This window comes from Micromonospora sp. NPDC005291, from assembly GCF_040607415.1.
Lineage (GTDB): Bacteria > Actinomycetota > Actinomycetes > Mycobacteriales > Micromonosporaceae > Micromonospora.
In genome coordinates this window covers 61,319-81,065 of sequence record NZ_JBEXGR010000012.1, presented here as the reverse complement: position 1 = coordinate 81,065, position 19,747 = coordinate 61,319, and the positions used below count along the sequence as shown (strand labels likewise).

Annotated in this window: 20 protein-coding genes; 18 read left to right on the top strand and 2 right to left on the bottom strand. The window is 71.9% G+C overall.

Features of this window, described 5'->3' with window-relative positions:
* Positions 1-71: 71 nt before the first annotated feature.
* The 6 genes from ABZT18_RS17920 to ABZT18_RS17895 all read left to right on the top strand — a co-directional run bounded on the left by ABZT18_RS17920 (position 72) and on the right by ABZT18_RS17895 (position 4,509).
* Positions 72-551 (top strand): UDP-N-acetylglucosamine--LPS N-acetylglucosamine transferase, encoded by a 480-nt coding sequence (locus ABZT18_RS17920; RefSeq protein WP_355251895.1) that lies wholly within the window; start codon positions 72-74, stop codon positions 549-551.
* Positions 552-649: 98 nt separating this feature from the next.
* Positions 650-1,225, top strand: a complete 576-nt coding sequence (locus ABZT18_RS17915) for a glycosyltransferase (protein WP_355251915.1) — start codon at positions 650-652, stop codon at positions 1,223-1,225.
* The gene (locus ABZT18_RS17910) at positions 1,222-2,145 is read left to right on the top strand and encodes a glycosyltransferase (protein ID WP_355251892.1); all 924 of its coding nucleotides are present in this window, start codon (positions 1,222-1,224) and stop codon (positions 2,143-2,145) included. Before ABZT18_RS17915 ends, ABZT18_RS17910 begins: the two co-directional genes overlap by 4 nt.
* A gap of 135 nt (positions 2,146-2,280) precedes the next feature.
* The gene (locus tag ABZT18_RS17905) at positions 2,281-2,742 is read left to right on the top strand and encodes a hypothetical protein (protein ID WP_355251889.1); all 462 of its coding nucleotides are present in this window, start codon (positions 2,281-2,283) and stop codon (positions 2,740-2,742) included.
* Between the two features lie 85 nt (positions 2,743-2,827).
* Complete coding sequence (gene aroC, locus ABZT18_RS17900; RefSeq protein ID WP_354993675.1) at positions 2,828-4,006, top strand: chorismate synthase; 1,179 nt, start codon at positions 2,828-2,830, stop codon at positions 4,004-4,006.
* Entirely contained in the window at positions 4,006-4,509 is a 504-nt protein-coding gene (locus ABZT18_RS17895; RefSeq protein ID WP_354993674.1) for a shikimate kinase, read from the top strand. Before aroC ends, ABZT18_RS17895 begins: the two co-directional genes overlap by 1 nt.
* Before the next feature lie 69 nt (positions 4,510-4,578).
* Here ABZT18_RS17895 and ABZT18_RS17890 read toward each other — a convergent pair whose 3' ends face one another.
* Positions 4,579-5,307, bottom strand: coding sequence for an alpha/beta fold hydrolase (locus ABZT18_RS17890; protein ID WP_355251886.1), 729 nt, complete (start codon positions 5,305-5,307; stop codon positions 4,579-4,581).
* Between the two features lie 79 nt (positions 5,308-5,386).
* Here ABZT18_RS17890 and ABZT18_RS17885 point away from each other — a divergent pair, with 79 nt between their 5' ends.
* The 5 genes from ABZT18_RS17885 to nusB all read left to right on the top strand — a co-directional run bounded on the left by ABZT18_RS17885 (position 5,387) and on the right by nusB (position 9,036).
* Positions 5,387-6,385: a YafY family protein gene (locus ABZT18_RS17885; RefSeq protein ID WP_355251883.1), complete on the top strand. Its 999-nt coding sequence runs from the start codon at positions 5,387-5,389 to the stop codon at positions 6,383-6,385.
* A 10-nt stretch (positions 6,386-6,395) separates the two neighbouring features.
* Complete coding sequence (gene aroB / locus ABZT18_RS17880) at positions 6,396-7,475, top strand: 3-dehydroquinate synthase (protein WP_354993671.1); 1,080 nt, start codon at positions 6,396-6,398, stop codon at positions 7,473-7,475.
* Positions 7,476-7,533: 58 nt separating this feature from the next.
* Positions 7,534-7,959, top strand: a complete 426-nt coding sequence (aroQ, locus tag ABZT18_RS17875; RefSeq protein WP_354993670.1) for a type II 3-dehydroquinate dehydratase — start codon at positions 7,534-7,536, stop codon at positions 7,957-7,959.
* Between the two features lie 85 nt (positions 7,960-8,044).
* Entirely contained in the window at positions 8,045-8,602 is a 558-nt protein-coding gene (gene efp, locus ABZT18_RS17870; RefSeq protein ID WP_354993669.1) for an elongation factor P, read from the top strand.
* 23 nt (positions 8,603-8,625) lie between these two features.
* Complete coding sequence (gene nusB / locus ABZT18_RS17865; RefSeq protein ID WP_354994042.1) at positions 8,626-9,036, top strand: transcription antitermination factor NusB; 411 nt, start codon at positions 8,626-8,628, stop codon at positions 9,034-9,036.
* Positions 9,037-9,119: 83 nt separating this feature from the next.
* Here the strand turns inward: nusB and ABZT18_RS17860 are convergent, their stop codons facing one another.
* The gene (locus ABZT18_RS17860) at positions 9,120-9,608 is read right to left on the bottom strand and encodes a transcriptional regulator (protein WP_007458348.1); all 489 of its coding nucleotides are present in this window, start codon (positions 9,606-9,608) and stop codon (positions 9,120-9,122) included.
* A gap of 289 nt (positions 9,609-9,897) precedes the next feature.
* On the opposite strand from ABZT18_RS17860, the gene pyrR reads away from it, so the two are divergent.
* The 7 genes from pyrR (at position 9,898) to ABZT18_RS17825 (ending at position 19,680) form a co-directional block, all read left to right on the top strand.
* Positions 9,898-10,482 carry a bifunctional pyr operon transcriptional regulator/uracil phosphoribosyltransferase PyrR gene (pyrR, locus tag ABZT18_RS17855; protein WP_354993668.1) on the top strand — a complete coding sequence of 195 codons (585 nt, stop codon included), beginning with the start codon at positions 9,898-9,900 and terminating at the stop codon, positions 10,480-10,482.
* The gene (locus tag ABZT18_RS17850; RefSeq protein ID WP_354993667.1) at positions 10,479-11,405 is read left to right on the top strand and encodes an aspartate carbamoyltransferase catalytic subunit; all 927 of its coding nucleotides are present in this window, start codon (positions 10,479-10,481) and stop codon (positions 11,403-11,405) included. Before pyrR ends, ABZT18_RS17850 begins: the two co-directional genes overlap by 4 nt.
* Positions 11,402-12,679: a dihydroorotase gene (locus ABZT18_RS17845; protein WP_354993666.1), complete on the top strand. Its 1,278-nt coding sequence runs from the start codon at positions 11,402-11,404 to the stop codon at positions 12,677-12,679. The genes ABZT18_RS17850 and ABZT18_RS17845 overlap by 4 nt, the downstream gene beginning before the upstream one ends.
* Positions 12,680-12,734: 55 nt before the next feature.
* A complete protein-coding gene (gene carA, locus ABZT18_RS17840) occupies positions 12,735-13,898 on the top strand; it encodes a glutamine-hydrolyzing carbamoyl-phosphate synthase small subunit (protein ID WP_354993665.1) in 1,164 nt (387 codons plus the stop codon).
* Positions 13,891-17,238 (top strand): carbamoyl-phosphate synthase large subunit, encoded by a 3,348-nt coding sequence (carB, locus tag ABZT18_RS17835; RefSeq protein ID WP_354993664.1) that lies wholly within the window; start codon positions 13,891-13,893, stop codon positions 17,236-17,238. Before carA ends, carB begins: the two co-directional genes overlap by 8 nt.
* Positions 17,235-18,287: a quinone-dependent dihydroorotate dehydrogenase gene (locus tag ABZT18_RS17830; RefSeq protein WP_355251880.1), complete on the top strand. Its 1,053-nt coding sequence runs from the start codon at positions 17,235-17,237 to the stop codon at positions 18,285-18,287. Before carB ends, ABZT18_RS17830 begins: the two co-directional genes overlap by 4 nt.
* A gap of 118 nt (positions 18,288-18,405) precedes the next feature.
* A complete protein-coding gene (locus tag ABZT18_RS17825; protein ID WP_355251877.1) occupies positions 18,406-19,680 on the top strand; it encodes an adenosylmethionine--8-amino-7-oxononanoate transaminase in 1,275 nt (424 codons plus the stop codon).
* Positions 19,681-19,747: the final 67 nt, after the last annotated feature.

Genomic DNA, 19,747 nt, shown 5'->3' with positions numbered 1-19,747 from the left:
CGACCGGGGAACGTGTGATCTGCTTCTGCCTGGCGTGAATGGAAACTCCAAGCGAACTTGTGGGGAGTCGCGTGGAAACGAAGAACGACGACGGTGAGGCACCGGTGCTGCTGCTGGTCGGATCCAGCGGCGGCCACCTGGCCCAATTACTCGCCCTGCGGCCCTGGTACGAACAGTGGCAGCGCTGCTGGGTCACCTTCGACACCCCGGAGGCGGTGTCCCTGCTGACCGGCGAGGACCTGGTGCCGGCGCACCACCCGACCACCCGCAACGTGCCGAACCTGCTGCGCAACGCGCTGCTGGCCTGGCGGGTGCTGCGGGCACGGCGGGTCGCCGCGGTGGTCACCACCGGCGCCGGGGTGGCGGTGCCGTTCGTGGTGCTGGCCCGGCTGCGGCGCATCCCGACCGTCTACATCGAGGTGTACGACCGGATCGACACCCCGACGTTGACCGCCCGGCTCTGCCGGCCGTTCCTGTCCGCGATGCTCGTGCAGTGGGACGAGCAGCGGCGGCAGTACCCCGAGGCGACCGTCGTCGGGACGCTGCTGTGACCGGGGAGACGGGCACCGCCCGGCTTCCGCAACCCCGGTCGACCACCACCGAGGGCGCCCGGTTGCCACGCCAACGTGACAGCGCACCGGCCGCCCAGATCCGGCTGCTGGTCGCGGTCGGCACCGACAAGCACCCCTTCGACCGGCTGGTCGACTGGCTGGCGCAGTGGCACGCGCAGGCCAGCGACCCGGTCGGGCTGACCGTGCAGCACGGGCACACGGCCGCGCCACAGGTGCCCGGCGCGGTGCCGTTCCTCGGCCACGACGACCTGCAGCAGGCGATGGCCCACGCCGACCTGGTGGTCTGCCACGGCGGCCCGGCGACCATCCTGGAAGCCCGCCGGCACGGCCACCTGCCCATCGTGGTGCCCCGCGACCCGACGCGCGGTGAGCACGTCGACGACCACCAGCAACTCTTCGCCCGCCGGCTCGGCGCCGCCGGGCTGGTGGCGCTCTGCGAGACCCGGGAGGCGTTGCACGACGCGTTGACCGCCGGGCTCGCCGACCCGTCCCGGTACGCGGTGGCCGACGACCCGGACGCGCGTGAGGCGCGACGGGCGGCGGTGGCCCGGGTCGGGCGGATCGTCGATGACCTGGTGGCCCGCTCGAACCCGCGCCCACCCCGGTGGCGGGTCTGGTCCCGGGCGCGCCCGGGTACGAAGGAGACCCGATGACCCAGCAGCCGAGCGTCAGCGTCGTGGTGCCCACCCGGGACCGCCCCGAGTTGCTGCGCGCCGCGGTGCGCGCGATCCTGGCGCAGGAATACGCGGGCACGATCGAGGTCGTGGTGGTGTTCGACCAGTCCGCGTCGGATGAGTCGCTGACCGGGCTGGGGGACGGCCCGGTCCGTACGGTGCGGGTGATCGGCAATACCCGTACCCCGGGGTTGGCCGGTGCGCGAAACAGCGGCACCCTCGCGGCCGAGGGCGAGTTGGTCGCGTTCTGCGACGACGACGACGAGTGGCTGCCCGGCAAGCTGGTCGCCCAGGTCGACGCGCTGGTCGCCGATCCGGAGGCCGAGTTCGTCTGCTGCGGCATCCGTGTGAGCTACGACGGGCACACCGTCGACCGGGTGCTCGAGAAGGACCGGATCACCCTGGACGACCTGCTGCGCGACCGGATGACGGAGCTGCACCCGTCGACCTTCCTGATCCGGGCCATCGCGCTGCGCGACGGGTTCGGGCTCGTCGACGAGGAGATCCCGGGCAGTTACGCGGAGGACTACGAGTTCCTGCTCCGGGCTGCGCGCAGCGCGCCGCTGATCAACCTGCGTACGCCGTCGGTGCTGGTTCGCTGGCACAAACGCTCGTACTTCGCGCAGCGCTGGGACACCATCTCCGAGGCGCTGCAATGGTTGCTGCAGCGCTACCCGGAGTTCGCCAGCCAACCGGCCGGTGAGGCCAGGGTGGCCGGGCAGATCGCGTTCGCCCAGGCCGCCTCCGGCGACCGCCGGGGCGCGCTGCGCTGGGCCCGACGCACCCTGCGGAGCAATCCCCGCGAGCCGCGCGCCTACCTCGCCCTCGCCGTCGCCGGTCGGGTGGTCCGGGCCGACGCGTTGCTGCGCACCCTGCACAAGCGCGGTCGGGGGATCTGAACCGGTGCACTGCGGAGCTGATCGATCCACTCCTGCCGCCTCGAAGCTGGGTATCCCTCGGTCCATTGCAAGTCGAATTGACCCAAGGGCATCCAGGCTGAGAAGAATTCAACGGCCTGCAGCGCTGGCCAAACAGTGACGTCCAGTGGGGAGTTGCGAATTAGGGAACTGCGTTCACCCGAGCAGCCGTACAAGGTCGGGCTCCTGCTCGTTCTCGCCGTTGCCTCTGCCGCGTCGGTGGTGACCGCTGAGGGCGCACCGGATAAGGCGCTGGGTGTCGGGGCCGGCATCGTTCTCGTACTGCTGGCGTGGCGGGCGGCCGTCGTCAGGGTTTCCATCACCGACTCCTCGGTCACCGATGTCCGGCTCTTCGTGCGGCGCACGTACGAGCGAACGGAGGTGGCCGAGGTGCATCTCGGCCGGCCTGGTGGCTTCCTCGACGGTCACTGTCTGGTCCTGACGCTCCGGGACGGACGGGAGGCGCCGCTGACCGCGTCCCGCGTGTACTCGTGGTTTCCCATCGCGGTGCACGTGGTTCGGCTGCGAGAACTGCTGGCCGACGTACGGCGTTGGCAGGAACAGGCGCGGTCCCGGTGACCGCCCTGCGGACGTCCGCGTCCGCAGGGCGGGACGCGCCGGGCGGCACGGCGGGGCGGCGACCGGGCGTGACAGACTGACCGTTGTGTTGCGTTGGTTGACTGCAGGTGAATCGCACGGTCCCTCCCTCGTCGCGATGCTGGAGGGGGTGCCGGCCGGCATCGAGGTGACCACCACCGAGATCGCCGACGAGTTGGCCCGCCGACGGCTGGGCTACGGCCGGGGCGCCCGGATGTCGTTCGAGCGGGACGAGGTCGAGGTGCTCGGCGGTCTGCGGCACGGGCTCACCCTGGGCAGCCCGGTGGCGATCCGCGTCGGCAACTCCGAGTGGCCGAAGTGGCGCACGGTGATGGCCGCCGACCCGGTCGACCCCGACGAGTTGGCCCAGCAGGCCCGCAACGCCCCGCTGACCCGCCCCCGCCCGGGCCACGCCGACCTGGCCGGCATGCAGAAGTACGGCCACACCGACGCGCGGCCGATCCTGGAGCGCGCCAGCGCCCGGGAAACCGCCGCCCGGGTCGCCGTCGGCGCGGTCGCCAAGGCGCTGATCCGCCAGGCGCTCGGCATCGAGATCGTCTCGCACGTCATCGAGCTGGGCCCGGTGGCCGCGAAGCCCGGGCTACGCCCCACTCCGTCCGACGCCGCCCGGATCGACGCCGACCCGCTGCGCTGCCTCGACCCGGAGGCCAGCGCCCTGATGGTCGCCGAGGTCGACGCCGCGAAGAAGGCCGCCGACACCCTCGGCGGTGTGGTCGAGGTGCTGGCGTACGGGGTGCCGCCGGGGTTGGGCAGCCACGTGCAGTGGGACCGCAAGCTCGACGCCCGACTGGCCACCGCGCTGATGTCCATTCAGGCGATCAAGGGCGTGGAGATCGGCGACGGCTGGCAGCAGGCCCGGTCCCGCGGCTCGGAGGCGCACGACGAGATCATCCCGTCGGCCACCGGCGTCCGCCGGGTCACCGACCGGGCCGGCGGCCTGGAGGGTGGCATCACCACCGGTGAGCCGCTGCGGGTTCGCGCCGCGATGAAGCCGATCTCCTCACTGAACCGGGCGCTGGCCACCGTGGATGTCGCCACCGGCGAGCCGGCCACTGCGATCAACCAGCGGTCGGACGTCTGCGCCGTGCCCGCCGCGGCGGTGGTCGCCGAGGCGATGGTGGCCCTGGTGCTCGCCGAGGCGGCCACCGAGAAGTTCGGCGGGGATTCGATCCCCGAGATCCGCCGGAACCTGGCCGGGTACCTCGACGCGTTGGTCATCCGCTGATGGCACCGGTCGTCGTGCTGGTCGGCGCGCCCGGCTGTGGCAAGACCACCGTCGGACGGGCACTCGCCGCCACCCTCGGGGTGGAGTTCCGCGACACCGACACCGACATCGAGCAGATGGCCGGCAAGCCGATCCCGGAGATTTTCATCGACGAGGGTGAGGCGCACTTCCGTACTCTGGAGCGGGCCGCGGTGGCCGCGGCGCTGGCTGCCGGCACGGGTGTGCTCGCCCTCGGCGGCGGCGCGGTGTTGGCCGAGGAGAACCGGGCCGCCCTGGTCGGGCACCGGGTGGTGCACCTCTCGGTCGAGCTGCCGGACGCGGTGAAGCGGGTCGGGCTCGGCGCTGGCCGGCCACTGCTGGCGATCAACCCGCGAGCCACCCTCAAACACCTGATGGACCAGCGCCGGCCGCTCTACACCGAGGTCGCCACCGCGACGGTGACCACCGACGGGCGGGCCCCGGCGGAGATCGTCACCGAGATCGCCGCCCTGCTGCCCCGCTGACGCCGGGCCAGCCGGTGGGCTGGCGGCTGGGCGGGGGCCGACGACGGTGCCCGTTTCTGGGGCCTTGCCTCAGCCGTGGGCGACGGCGTCGAGGATGTCGGCCAGGGCCTTCGGTTCGCTGAGCATCGGCCAGTGCCCGGTGGGCAGCTCGAACAGCTGACCGCCGGCCAGCCCGGTGAAGAACGGGTGTCCCTGGCCGATCATCTGCTCCACCACGGCCAACGGGAACGTGCTGGCGACCAGCGCGGTCGGCACCGGGCGACCGCCGGTGCGCCGCACCGGGTCGGTCGCCGCCCGCAGCGGCTGCGGAGTGGCCCGGGCGCGCAGCAGGGCGAGCGTCGGTTCGTCCAGTCCGGCCAGGTTGGCCGGGTCGGCCGTCGGATCCCAGGCCGGCGGCGGCAGCAGATGCCCGTCGCCGATGGCGGCCCGCAGCGCCTCCTGCTCCTCGGGCGGCACCGTGTCGAACTGTGCGGTGCCGTCCGGCAGCGGCCCACTCTCCACGTAGACCACGCGGGCGATCCGGTCCGGGATGCGGTCCGCAGCCTGGGCGACCGGCATGCCGCCACCGGAGTGCCCGACCAGCAGCACCTCACGCAGGTCCTCCACCTCGATCAGCCGGACGATGTCGGCGGTGTGCGTCTCCAGGCTCACCTCCGGCCCGGCCAGGTGCTCACGCTCGGCCAATCCGGTCAGCGTCATCGGGTACACCTCATGCCCCTGCGCGCGCAGCGTTCCGGTCACCTCCCGCCACGCCCAGGCGCCCAACCAGAACCCCGGTACCAGCACGAACGTCGCCATCTGTCGCTCCTTCTCTCGGCTACCGACAGACCGTACGATCGAATCTGGACAGAATCCGCCCGGTTTTAAGGAGTGGCCCGTGTCACATCCCGCCGGTCGGGTGCTGGCCCTGCTCGAACTGCTCCAGGCGCGACACCGGGCGACGGCCGCCGAACTGGCCGGCCGGCTCGGCGTGGACGAGCGAACCGTGCGCCGGTACGCGGCCACCCTGGTCGAGATGGGCATCCCGGTCACCGCCGACCGGGGCCGCTACGGCGGTTACCGGCTGCACCCCGGGTTCAGGTTGCCGCCGCTGATGCTCACCGACGATGAGGCGGTGGCCGTGCTGCTCGGCCTGGTCGTCGCGGAGCGGGTCGGGCTGGCCACCGAGCAGCCGGCCACCGCCACCGCGCTGGCGAAGATCCGCCGGGTGCTGCCGGTGGCGCTCGCCGACCGGCTGGCCGCCGTGCAGGAGCACCTGGGCTTCACCCTGCGACGCCCCGAGGCGCAGCGGGGGCCGGCGTCGGGCACCCTGCTCGTCCTGGCCGCGGCCGCCCGGCACCGGCAGCGGGTGGCACTGGACTACCGCTCCTGGCGGGGCGAGCAGTCGCACCGGGAGCTCGACCCGTACGGCCTGGTCTTTCACTCCGGCCGCTGGTACGTCACCGGGCACGACCATCGGCGCGGTGAGGTCCGCACCTTCCGGCTGGACCGCATCGGCGCCGTGACCCCCGGCGTGACGACGTTCACCGTGCCGGACGGCTTCGACCCGGTGACCCGGGTGACGCGGTCGCTTGCCGGCGTGCCGTACACCCACGAGATCGAGGTGTTGCTGGAGACCGACCTGGTCACCGCCCGCCGCCGCGTCCCGCCCAGCGTGGCCGAGTTGACCGCCACCACCGACGGGGTGCTGCTGCGGACCCGGGTGGAGAGCCTGCCCGGTGCGGCCGCGCTGCTCGCCGGGCTGGGCTGCCCGTTCACCGTGCGACACCCGGACGCGTTGCGCGCCGCGGTGGCCGAGCACGCCCGCCTGCTGGCCGACTGGGCCGCCCGGCCAGCAGGTGGGCGGTTGCCCTCACCGCGCCGTTCGCTGGACTAGGCTGCCGGCGATGGACGAGGTGACCCGGATTCCGGTCGGCGGCGAGCGGCCGTACGACGTGTTGGTTGGACGCGACCTGCTGGGCGCGCTGCCCGGCCTGCTGCCCGGCGCGACCCGGGCGGCGGTGCTGCACGCGCCCCCGCTCAAGGCCCTTGCGGACGCGCTTGGCGAGCGACTGCGCGCCGCTGGCGTCGAGCCGCTGCCGATCGAGGTGCCCGACGCCGAGTCTGGCAAGCAGATCGACGTGGCCGCCGCCTGTTGGGACCGGCTCGGAGCGGCCGGCTTCACCCGCACCGACGCGGTGGTCGGGGTGGGCGGCGGTGCGGTGACCGACCTGGCCGGCTTCGTCGCGGCCTGCTGGTTGCGGGGGGTGCGCTGGGTGCCGGTGGCGACCTCGCTGCTGGGCATGGTGGACGCCGCGGTGGGCGGCAAGACGGGCATCAACACGGCCGCCGGCAAGAACCTGGTGGGCGCGTTCCACCCGCCGGTCGGCGTGCTGGCCGACCTGGCCACTCTGGACAGTCTGCCCGCGGTCGACCTGGCGGCCGGGCTCGCCGAGGTGGTCAAGTGCGGGTTCATCGCCGACCCGGCGATCCTGGAGCTGATCGAGCGCGACCCGGCGGCGGCCACCGACGCGCGCGGGCCGGTGACGCGGGAGCTGATCGAGCGGGCGATCCGGGTCAAGGCCGACGTGGTCGCCGGTGACCTGCGCGAGTCGGGCGTGCGGGAGGTGCTCAACTACGGTCACACGCTGGCCCACGCGATCGAGCAGAACGAGGGCTACCGCTGGCGGCACGGGCACGCCGTCGCCGTCGGCCTGGTCTACGCCGCCGCGCTGGCCCGGCTCGCCGGCCGACTGGACGCCCCGACCGCCGACCGGCATCGAGCCACCCTGGCCGCGCTCGACCTGCCGGTGAGCTACCCGGCCGACGCCTGGCCGCAACTGCTGGCCGCCATGCGGGTGGACAAGAAGACCCGGGGCAACCGGCTGCGCTTCGTGGTGCTGGACGGGCTGGCTCGCCCGGCGATGCTGGAGGGCCCGGAGGATGCGCTGCTGGAGGCCGCCTACCAGGAGGTCTGTGCCCGGTGAGCGCGAGGAGTGAGCCGGGTTTGCGAGCCCCGCAGTCGCGAACGAAAGGTGGCCCGGCGTGAAGGTCTACGTGTTGAACGGGCCGAACCTGGGCCGGCTGGGCACCCGAGAGCCCGAGGTGTACGGCGCGACCACCTACGCCGACCTGGTGGCGCTCTGTGAATCCACGGGCGAGCAGTTGGGGCTGGACGTGACGGTCCGGCAGACCGACGCCGAGCACGAACTGCTCGGCTGGCTGCACACCGCCGCCGACGAGGGCGCCGCGGTGGTGCTCAACCCGGCTGCCTGGTCGCACTACTCGTACGCCGTGCGGGACGCGTGCGCCATGCTGCGCGGGCCGCTGGTGGAGGTGCACCTCTCCAACATCCACGCCCGTGAGGAGTTCCGGCACCATTCGGTGGTCTCCGCGGTGGCGACCGGGGTGATCTGTGGTCTCGGCATCGACGGTTATCGCCTCGCACTGCACCATCTGGCCGCCCGCTGAGGGGCGCTCCGAGCGGGGGCCGGCCGATTCGACGCAGCTTGTAGACTTGCCAGGTCCGTCCGCCAATTGATGATCAAGGCAGGAAATGGCCTCCACCAACGACCTCAAAAACGGCCTGGTACTCAACCTGGACGGCGAGCTGTGGGCTGTCGTCGAGTTCCAGCACGTCAAGCCCGGTAAGGGTGGTGCGTTCGTGCGCACCACGCTGAAGAACGTGCTGTCCGGGAAGGTGGTCGACAAGACCTTCAACGCGGGCACCAAGGTCGAAACCGCGACCGTGGACAAGCGCACCATGCAATACCTGTACGCCGACGGCGAGGACTACGTCTTCATGGATCTGGAGACCTTCGACCAGATCACGGTGCCCGGTGGCACCGTCGGTGAAGCAGCCAACTACCTGCTGCCCGAGGCGGAGGCGACCGTCGCCACCCACGAGGGTGTGCCGCTCTACATCGAGCTGCCCACCAGCGTCGTGCTGGAGGTCACCTACACCGAGCCGGGCCTGCAGGGCGACCGCTCGACCGGCGGCACCAAGCCGGCGACCGTGGAGACCGGCGCCACCGTGCCGGTGCCGCTGTTCATCACCACCGGCGAGAAGATCAAGGTCGACACCCGCGACGGCCGTTACCTCGGCCGCGCCTGATGGCCGAGGGTTCCAAGCAGCAGATGCCGGCGCGCCGCAAGGCGCGCAAGCGGGCGCTGGATGTCCTCTACGAGGCCGACCTGCGGGACAAGCCTCCGGTGGAGGTGCTCGCCGGCTACGTGCAGCGGATCGAGCAGCCCCGACCGGAGCACCTGGGCTATGCGGTGGGCCTGGTCGAGGGTGTTGCCGAGCACCTCAACCGGATCGACGAGCTGATCGCCAGCTACGCCGAGGGTTGGACGCTGGAGCGGATGCCGGTCGTCGACCGGAACCTGGCCCGGATCGCCGTCTACGAGTTGCTCTACGTCGACGAGATCGACGACGCGGTGGCGATCAGCGAGGCTGTGGAGCTGGCCCGGCAGATGTCGACCGACGATTCGCCGCGCTTCCTCAACGGCATCCTCGGCCGGATCGCCGAGTACGCCACCCGCTGAGTCAGCGCCAGCGCAGCACACCAGCGCCACGAACGAAAAGGGCCCGTGCCGGATGGCACGGGCCCTTTCGGTGGAACGACAGCTCAGGAGGCGAAGAACGCCCGGGGGTCGGCCACCAGCACACCGTGCTCGGTGAGCCGCTCGATCAGGCCCGACGGCGAGGCGTCATAGACGATAGCGAGCGCCCGCAGGTCGTCGGCGCGGATGGAGAGCACCCGGCCGTTGTAGTCGCCGCGCTGCTGCTGGATGGCGCGGGCGTAGCGGGCGACGTAGGCCAGGTCCTCGGAGGCCTCGTCGTACAGCCGCTCCAGATCCAGGACGATCTTGCTGGTGGGCTCGTGACGGACGCCACTGCCGTCGGGCAGCAGCTCCGAGACGGGGACGCGGTAGAACTCGGCCAACTCGGCCAGACGGGACACCGTCACGGCCCGGTCGCCGCGCTCGTACGAGCCGACCACCACGGCCTTCCACCGCCCGTTGGACTTCTCCTCCACACCCTGCAGGGAGAGACCCTGCTGCTGGCGGATGGAGCGCAGGCGGGCGCCCAGAGATTTGGCGTATTCAGAGGGCATTCGGACACTCCCAGTGCTGCTCGGGGTTCTCCCGTCGATCGCTACGGAGCGTGACGGTACGGGGAATGGGACACCTGGTCAAGTGGTCGTGACCCTACCGTTGGGGAGCGTCAGGGAAGTTATCCCCATTTCGTGGACCTGATCCGGTGGTCAGCGGCCGCCGTCCATCGGCACGGTGACCACTGGTAACGTGGCGTGAAGCCCCGGCTCAGGTCCGCTGTGCGGTCCGGCCGGAGGTGCCCGACATCCTTTAACGACCCGTCCCGTGAGGCGGGGAAGGAGGTCCGCCGTGGCATACCCACCGGCTGCCCGCTCGTCACCACCGCGACAACCCTCGGTGAAGGTGATCCTCGCCAGCGCCGACGTGCAACGCGTGGTCGACCGCATCGCCCACCAGATCCTGGAGAAGACCCAGGGCGCCGCTGACACGGTGCTTCTGGGGATTCCCACCCGGGGCACCCCCCTCGCCCGGCGGCTCGCCGCCCGGATCAGCACCTTCGAGGACGTCGCCATTCCGGTCGGTGTGCTCGACATCACCCTGTACCGGGACGACCTCCGCCGGAACGCCACCCGCGCGATCGGCCCGACCGAGCTGCCGTCCGGCGGCATCGACGGCAAGCGGGTCATCCTCGTCGACGACGTGCTCTTCTCCGGCCGCACCGTCCGGGCCGCGCTCGACGCGCTCAACGACGTGGGCCGCCCGGCGTCCGTGCAGCTCGCCGTCCTGGTCGACCGCGGCCACCGGGAGCTGCCGATCCGCGCCGACTACGTCGGCAAGAACATCCCGACCTCGCTCGCCGAGAGCGTGAAGGTGACGCTCGCCGAGACCGACGGGACGGACGAGGTCAAGTTGTACGGAGGAACCTCCTCATGATCAAGCACCTGCTCTCCGGCGCGGACCTCGACGCCGACACCGCCACCGAGATCCTGGACACCGCCGCCGAGATGGCCACCGTCGCCGGCCGGGAGATCAAGAAGCTGCCCGCGCTGCGCGGCCGGACCGTGGTGAACCTCTTCTACGAGGACTCCACCCGCACCCGCATCTCCTTCGAGGCGGCGGCCAAGCGGCTCAGCGCCGACGTGATCAACTTTTCCGCGAAGGGGTCCAGCGTCACCAAGGGCGAGAGCCTGAAGGACACCGCGCTGACCCTGCAGGCCATGGGCGCCGACGCCGTCGTCATCCGGCACCCCGCCTCCGGCGCGCCGCACCGCCTGGCCAACTGGGTCGACGGGTCGGTCGTCAACGCCGGTGACGGCACCCACGAGCACCCCACCCAGGCGCTGCTGGACGCGTACACCATGCGGGCGCGGTTGGGCCGGCTGGCCGGCCTGTCGGTCGCGGTGGTCGGGGACGTGCTGCACTCCCGGGTCGCCCGCTCCAACGTGCTGCTGCTCTCCACCCTCGGCGCCAAGGTCACCCTGGTCGGCCCGCCGACCCTCATCCCGGTCGACATCGCGGGAGCCCTCGCCCCCGGCACCGACGTCTCCTACGACCTCGACTCCGTGCTGCCCAACGTCGACGTGGTGATGATGCTGCGGGTGCAGCGGGAACGGATGAACGACTCCTACTTCCCCTCCGCGCGCGAGTACGCCCGCCGCTACGGGCTCGACGGCCCGCGTATGCGCCGGCTGCCCGATCACGCCATCGTCATGCACCCCGGCCCGATGAACCGGGGGATGGAGATCACCCCCGAGGTCGCCGACTCACCCCGCTCCACCATCGTCGAACAGGTCACCAACGGGGTCTCCGTGCGGATGGCCGTCCTGTACCTGCTGCTCGGAGGGAACAACCGGTGACCGCGTACCTGATCACCAGCGTGAGTGTCGTCGGCGGCCCGCCGACCGACCTGCTGATCCGCGACGGCCTGGTCGCCGAGGTCGGCCCCGGCCTGTCCGTGCCGGACGCGACCGTGGTCGACGGCACCGGGCTGGTCGCCCTGCCCGGCCTCGTCGACCTGCACACCCACCTGCGCGAGCCCGGTCGGGAGGACGCCGAGACCGTCGAGTCCGGCTCCCGCGCGGCGGCAATGGGTGGCTACACGGCGGTCTGCGCGATGGCGAACACCTCCCCGGTCGCGGACACCGCCGGCGTGGTCGAGCAGGTCTGGCGGCTCGGCCGGGAGGCCGGCCTGGTCGACGTGCAGCCGATCGGCGCGGTCACGGTCGGGCTGGCCGGCGAGCGCCTGGCCGAGCTGGGCGCGATGGCCGACTCCGCGGCCCGGGTGCGGATCTTCTCCGACGACGGGCACTGCGTCGCCGACCCGAAGCTGATGCGCCGGGCACTGGAGTACGTCAAGGCGTTCGACGGGATCATCGCCCAGCACGCCGAGGAGCCCCGGCTCACCGAGGGCGCCCAGATGCACGAGGGTGAGGTCTCCACCCGGCTCGGGCTGATCGGCTGGCCGGCGGTCGCCGAGGAGGCGATCATCGCCCGCGACGTGCTGCTCGCCGAGCACGTGGGCAGCCGCCTGCACGTCTGCCACGTCTCCACCGCCGGCAGCGTCGAGGTGCTGCGCCAGGCCAAGGCGCGTGGGGTACGCGTGACCGCCGAGGTCACCCCGCACCACCTGCTGCTCACCGACGAGCGTGCGGAAACCTATGACCCGGTCTTCAAGGTCAACCCGCCGCTGCGCACCGCCGTGGACGTCGCCGCCCTGCGCGCCGCGCTCGCCGACGGGGTGGTCGACGTGATCGCCACCGACCACGCTCCGCACGCGGTGGAGGACAAGGAGTGCGAGTGGGCGTACGCCCGGCCGGGGATGCTCGGTCTGGAAACGGCCCTCTCCATCGCGCTGGACGTGCTCGGCCCCGAGTGGGACCTGATCGCCGAGCGGATGTCGCGCGCCCCCGCCCGGATCGCCGGGCTGACCGGGCACGGCGTCGACCCGGCACCCGGTGTGCCGGCCAACCTGACCCTGATCGACCCGGCCGTCCGCCGCACCATCGAGCCGGCGGAGTTGGCCAGTCGCAGTCGCAACACCCCGTACGCCCGCATGACGCTGCCAGGTCGCATCGTGGCGACCTTCCTGCGCGGCGAGCCGACGGTCCTGGACGGAAAGGCTGTCAAGTGAGCGCGAGGAATGCAGCGAAGCGGAGTCCCGCAGTCGCGAACGAAAGGCTGGCACAGTGACCCGCAGACGTTCCGCGATCCTCGTGCTCGAGGACGGGCGCACGTTCCCCGGTGAGGCGTACGGCAGCGTCGGGGAGACCTTCGGCGAGGCGGTCTTCAACACCGGCATGACCGGTTACCAGGAGACCCTCACCGATCCGTCCTACCACCGTCAGGTGGTGGTGCAGACCGCGCCGCACATCGGCAACACCGGCGTCAACGCCGAGGACGACGAGTCCGGCCGGATCTGGGTGGCTGGCTATGTCGTGCGTGACCCGGCCCGGATCGGCTCGAACTGGCGGGCCAGCGGTGGTCTCGAGGACCGGCTCGCCACCGAGGGTGTGGTGGGCATCAGCGGGGTGGACACCCGGGCGCTGACCCGGCACCTGCGCGAGCGGGGTGCCATGCGGGTGGGCATCTCCAGCATCGACAACGATCCGAAGAGCCTGCTGACCCGGGTCCGTCAGGCGCCGCAGATGGTCGGCGCGGACCTGTCGGCCGAGGTGACCACCGCCGAGCCGTACGTCGTCGAGGCCGTCGGCGAGCACCGGTTCACCGTGGCCGCACTGGACCTGGGCATCAAGCGCAACGTGCCACGCCGACTCGCCGCGCGTGGGGTGACCACCCACGTGCTGCCGGCCTCGTCGAGCATCGATCAGCTGCTCGCCACCGGCGCCGACGCGATCTTCCTGTCGCCCGGACCCGGCGACCCGGCCACCGCCGACGCTCCGGTGGCGCTGGCCCGGGAGGCGCTGCGGCGGCAGGTGCCGCTGTTCGGCATCTGCTTCGGCAGCCAGATCCTCGGTCGGGCGCTCGGCTTCGGCACCTACAAGCTGGGCTACGGCCACCGGGGGATCAACCAGCCGGTGCTCGACCGGGCCACCGGCAAGGTCGAGGTGACCAGCCACAACCACGGCTTCGCCGTGCAGGTGCCCGGTGCGGGTGACGGCGCGGTGGTCCCCGACCAGGTGATCGACACCGACTTCGGCGGTGTGCGGGTGTCGCACGTCTGCCTCAATGACAACGTGGTCGAGGGGCTGCGGGCCGTGGACGTACCCGCGTTCACCGTTCAGTACCACCCGGAGGCGGCGGCCGGCCCGCACGACGCCGACTACCTCTTCGACCGTTTCGCCGAGCTGATCGAAGGCCGGACCCACAGCGAGGGGCGCAGCAATGCCTAAGCGGACCGATCTCAAGCACATCCTGGTGATCGGCTCGGGGCCGATCGTCATCGGGCAGGCCTGCGAGTTCGACTACTCCGGCACCCAGGCCTGCCGGGTGCTGCGCAGTGAGGGGATCCGGGTCAGCCTGGTCAACTCCAACCCGGCGACGATCATGACGGACCCGGAGTTCGCCGACGCGACCTACGTCGAGCCGATCACTGCGGAGTTCGTGGAGCTGGTCATCGCCAAGGAGCGGCCGGACGCGATCCTGGCCACCCTCGGCGGGCAGACCGCGCTGAACACGGCGGTCGCCCTGCACGAGGCCGGCGTCCTGGAGAAGTACGGCGTGGAGTTGATCGGCGCGAACATCGACGCGATCAACCGGGGCGAGGACCGCCAGCTGTTCAAGGAGATCGTCGCGAAGGCCGGCGTACGCCTGGGCGTCGACGAGCCCACCGGGCTGGTGCCCCGCTCCCGGGTCTGCCACACGATGGACGAGGTCGAGGCGACCGTCGCCGAGCTGGGCCTGCCGGTGGTGATCCGGCCGTCGTTCACCATGGGCGGCCTGGGCTCGGGCATGGCGCACACTCCGGAGGACCTGGCCCGCATCGCCGGCGACGGCCTGTCCGCCAGCCCGGTGCACGAGGTGCTCATCGAGGAGAGCGTGCTCGGCTGGAAGGAGTACGAGCTTGAGCTGATGCGCGACCGGAACGACAACGTGGTGGTGGTCTGCTCGATCGAGAACATCGACCCGATGGGCGTGCACACCGGCGACAGCGTCACCGTGGCCCCGGCCATGACGCTCACCGACCGTGAGTACCAGCGCCTGCGTGACCTGGGCATCGCCGTGCTGCGCGAGGTCGGGGTGGACACCGGCGGCTGCAACATCCAGTTCGCGGTCAACCCGGTCGACGGCCGGATCGTCGTGATCGAGATGAACCCCCGGGTGTCCCGCTCCTCGGCGCTGGCCTCCAAGGCGACGGGCTTCCCGATCGCGAAGATCGCCGCGAAGCTGGCCATCGGCTACACCCTCGACGAGATTCCCAACGACATCACGTTGAAGACCCCGGCGGCGTTCGAGCCGGCCCTGGACTACGTGGTGGTGAAGATCCCCCGGTTCGCGTTCGAGAAGTTCCCCGGCGCGGACCCGGAGCTGACGACCACGATGAAGTCGGTGGGCGAGGCGATGAGCCTCGGGCGTAACTTCACCGAGGCGCTGAACAAGGCGATGCGCTCGATGGAGACCCGATCATCTGGTTTCTGGACCACTCCGGACCCAGAGGGGGCCACCCGCTCGGACACCCTCGCCGCGCTGCGGATCCCGCACGACGGCCGGCTGTACACCGTCGAGCGGGCGCTGCGCCTCGGTGCGTCGATCGCCGAGGTGGCCGAGGCCTCCGGCGGGATCGACCCGTGGTTCCTGGACCAGATCGCCTCGCTGATCGAGCTGCGCGCGGAGATCGTGGACGCCCCGGTGCTCGACGCCGAGCTGCTGCGCCGTGCCAAGCGGGCCGGGCTGTCCGACCGGCAGCTCGCCGCGCTGCGCCCGGAGTTGGCCGCCGAGGACGGCGTACGGACCCTGCGGCACCGACTTGACGTGCGCCCGGTCTACAAGACCGTGGACACCTGCGCGGCCGAGTTCGAGGCGACCACGCCGTACCACTACTCGACGTACGACCTGGAGACCGAGGTCGTGCCGTCGGACCGGCCGAAGGTGCTGATCCTGGGCTCCGGCCCGAACCGGATCGGGCAGGGCATCGAGTTCGACTATTCCTGTGTGCACGCGGTTCAGGCGTTGCGGGAGGCCGGTTACGAGACGGTCATGGTCAACTGCAACCCGGAGACGGTCTCCACCGACTACGACACCGCGGACCGGCTCTACTTCGAGCCGCTGACCTTCGAGGACGTCCTGGAGGTCTGGCACGCCGAGGACTCGTCCGGCCGGGCGGCCGGCGGGCCGGGCGTGGTCGGGGTGGTCGTGCAGCTCGGCGGGCAGACCCCGCTGGGGTTGGCGCAGCGGCTCAAGAACGCGGGTATACCGGTGGTCGGCACCTCCCCGGAGTCGATCCACCTGGCCGAGGAGCGGGGCGCGTTCGGCGCGGTGCTGGCCCGGGCCGGGCTGCGCGCGCCGGCGCACGGCATGGCCACCTCGTACGACGAGGCCAAGACGATCGCCGACGAGATCGGCTACCCGGTGCTGGTCCGACCGTCGTACGTGCTGGGCGGGCGGGGCATGGAGATCGTCTACGACGACCCGACGCTGCGCGACTACATCGGTCGGGCCACCGACATCTCCCCGGACCACCCCGTGCTGGTGGACCGGTTCCTCGACGACGCCATCGAGATCGACGTGGACGCGCTGTGCGACGCCGACGGCGAGGTCTACATCGGCGGCGTGATGGAGCACATCGAGGAGGCCGGCATCCACTCCGGTGACTCGTCCTGCGCGCTGCCGCCGATCACCCTCGCGGGCTCGCACCTGGTCGAGGTCCGCCGCTACACCGAGGCCATCGCCCGTGGCGTCGGCGTCCGCGGCCTGCTCAACGTGCAGTACGCGCTCAAGGACGACGTGCTCTACGTCCTGGAGGCCAACCCGCGGGCGTCGCGGACCGTTCCGTTCGTCTCCAAGGCGACGGCGGTGCCGCTGGCCAAGGCGGCGGCCCGGATCGCGCTCGGCGCGAGCATCGCCGAGCTGCGCGCCGAGGGTTTGCTGCCGGCGACGGGGGACGGGGGCACGATGCCCGCCGACGCGCCGATCGCGGTCAAGGAGGCGGTGCTGCCGTTCAAGCGCTTCCGGACCCGCTCCGGCAAGGGGATCGACTCGCTGCTCGGGCCGGAGATGAAGTCGACCGGTGAGGTGATGGGCATCGACACCAACTTCGGGCATGCCTTCGCCAAGAGCCAGTCAGCCGCGTACGGCTCGCTGCCGACCGCCGGGAAGATCTTCGTCTCGGTGGCCAACCGGGACAAGCGCGGCATGATCTTCCCGATCAAGCGTTTGGCCGATCTGGGCTTCGAGATCGTGGCGACCACCGGCACCGCCGAGGTGCTGCGCCGCCACGGCATCGCGTGCGAGCAGATCCGCAAGCACTACCAGGCCGGTGAGGGGGACGACGCGGTGTCGCTGATCGGCGGCGGCCACGTCGCACTGGTGATCAACACGCCGCAGGGTTCGGGCGCCAGCGCCCGCTCCGACGGCTACGAGATCCGCAGCGCCGCCGTCACCGCTGACATCCCCTGCATCACCACGGTCCCCGGCGCCGCCGCGGCCGTGATGGGCATCGAGGCACGGATCCGCGGCGACATGCAGGTACGCCCCCTGCAGGACCTGCACGCCACCCTCCGGGCGGCTCAGTGACCCTGTTCGAGCAGGCGGTGCGGCCGTGGTTGTTCCGGCTCGGCGGCGGGGACGCCGAAGCGGCGCACGAGTGGACACTGCGGCGGTTGAGCGCTCTGTCGCGGCGGCCGGCCGCGCTGGCGGCGCTGCGGGCCCGGTACGCGGTCAGCGCGCCACGCACGGTGTTCGGTGTGCGGTTCCCCAACCCGGTCGGGCTGGCCGCGGGGATGGACAAGGACGGGGCGGCGCTGCCGGCCTGGCCGGCGCTCGGCTTCGGCTTCGTCGAGGTCGGCACGGTCACCGCGCACGCCCAGCCGGGCAACCCCCGGCCGCGGCTGTTCCGACTGCCCACCAGCGAGGCCGTGGTCAACCGGATGGGCTTCAACAACGCCGGGGCCGCAGCACTGGCCGCCCGGCTGACGGCGCTGCCGCGCCCGATCGGCGTGCCGCTGGGCATCTCGCTGGGCAAGTCCAAGGTGACACCGCTCGACGAGGCGGTCGAGGACTACCTCGCCTCGTACCGGGCGCTGCGCGGGCACGGCGACTACTTCGCGGTGAACGTGTCCTCACCGAACACGCCGGGGCTGCGTTCGTTGCAGGACCGCGCTCACCTGGACGCGCTGCTCGGCGCGCTGGTGGGGGAGAAGCCGGTGCTGGTCAAGATCGCGCCTGATCTGACCGAGGCGGCGATCGCCGAACTGCTGGAGGTCTGCCTGGCCCGGGGCGCCGCCGGAGTGATCGCCACCAACACCACGCTGGCCCGTACCGGGCTGGCCGCTGTGGACGCCGAGCGCGGCGCCCAGACCGGTGGTCTCTCCGGTCGGCCGCTCACCAACCGGGCCCGGGAAGTGGTGTCCTTCGTACACCGGGAGACCGGTGGCCGGCTGCCCATCATCGGCGTAGGCGGCGTGCTGAACCCGGACGACGCAACGCGGATGTTCGACGCCGGCGCCGCCCTGGTGCAGCTCTACACCGGCTTCATCTACCGAGGCCCCGCCCTGGTCCGCGCCGCCGCCCGCGCCGCCCGCACCCCCCGCGCCCCCCGTACCGCCCCTTCCGCGTCGATCTAGGGCAGATCGTCGTGATTGGAGATCCAGTAGCGACAAGATGCCCTAGATCGACGCGGACTTGGACGTGGGCGCGGACGTGGGCGTGGGCGTGGGGGCGGGGAGATGGGGTGGGGTGGGCGTGACGCCTGAGGAGATTCTTGGGGCCGATCGGGCGCATGTTTGGCATCCGTACGCGGCGATTCCGCCGGCGAACCCGCCGTACGTGGTGGAGAGCGCCGAGGGGGTGCGGCTGCGGCTGGCCGACGGGCGGGAGCTGGTGGACGGGATGTCGTCCTGGTGGGCGGCGATCCACGGCTATCGACACCCGGTGCTGGACGCGGCGGTGACCGACCAGCTCGGCCGGATGAGCCACGTGATGTTCGGCGGGCTCACCCACGAGCCCGCCGTGCAGCTCGCCCGGACCCTGGTCGAGCTGACCCCGGACGGCCTGGAGCACGTGTTCCTGGCCGACTCCGGCTCGGTCAGCGTCGAGGTGGCGGTGAAGATGTGCCTGCAGTACCAGCGGGCCATCGGTCGGCCGCAGCGGCACCGGCTGGCGACCTGGCGGGGCGGCTACCACGGCGACACGTTCCACCCGATGAGCGTCTGCGACCCGGAGGGCGGGATGCACCACCTCTGGGGCGACGTGCTGCCCCGGCAGGTGTTCGCCCCGGTCCCGCCGGGCGGTTTCACCGACCCGCCCGACGACGCGTACGTGGCGGCGTTGGTGGACACGGTCGAGCGGCACGCCGACGAACTGGCTGCCGTGATCGTCGAGCCGGTCGTCCAGGGCGCTGGCGGGATGCGCTTCCACCACCCGGGTTACCTACGGGTGCTGCGCGAGGTGACCCGTGCGCACGGGATTCTGCTGATCTTCGACGAGATCGCCACCGGGTTCGGTCGTACCGGTGAGATGTTCGCCGCCGAGCACGCCGGGGTGACGCCGGACGTGCTGTGCCTGGGCAAGGCGCTCACCGGTGGCTACCTGACGCTCGCGGCGACGCTCTGCACCCCGGAGGTCGCCCGGGGCATCTCCGCCGCTGGCGTACTGGCGCACGGACCCACGTTCATGGGCAACCCGTTGGCCTGCGCGGTGGCCAACGCCTCCATCGGGCTGCTGCGGGCCGAGGACTGGTCGGCACAGGTGGCCAGGGTCGGCGCTGGCCTGCGCGCCGGCCTGGAGCCCCTACGCGCCGTGCCCGGCGTGGCCGACGTACGGATGCTCGGCGCGATCGGGGTGGTCCAGCTCGATCACGAGGTCGATCTCCGCGCGGCCACCACGGCCGCGGTCGACCAGGGGGTGTGGCTGCGCCCGTTCCGCGACCTGATCTACACGATGCCGCCGTACGTCACCGACGACGCCGACCTGGCCCGGATCGCGGCCGGGGTGGCGGCGGCGGTGGCTGCCGGCTGAGTCGGCCCGGTCACCGGGTCGACGGTTACCCGGGCGGGGCTGCCGTCCGGACGAGGAGAGGGGAACT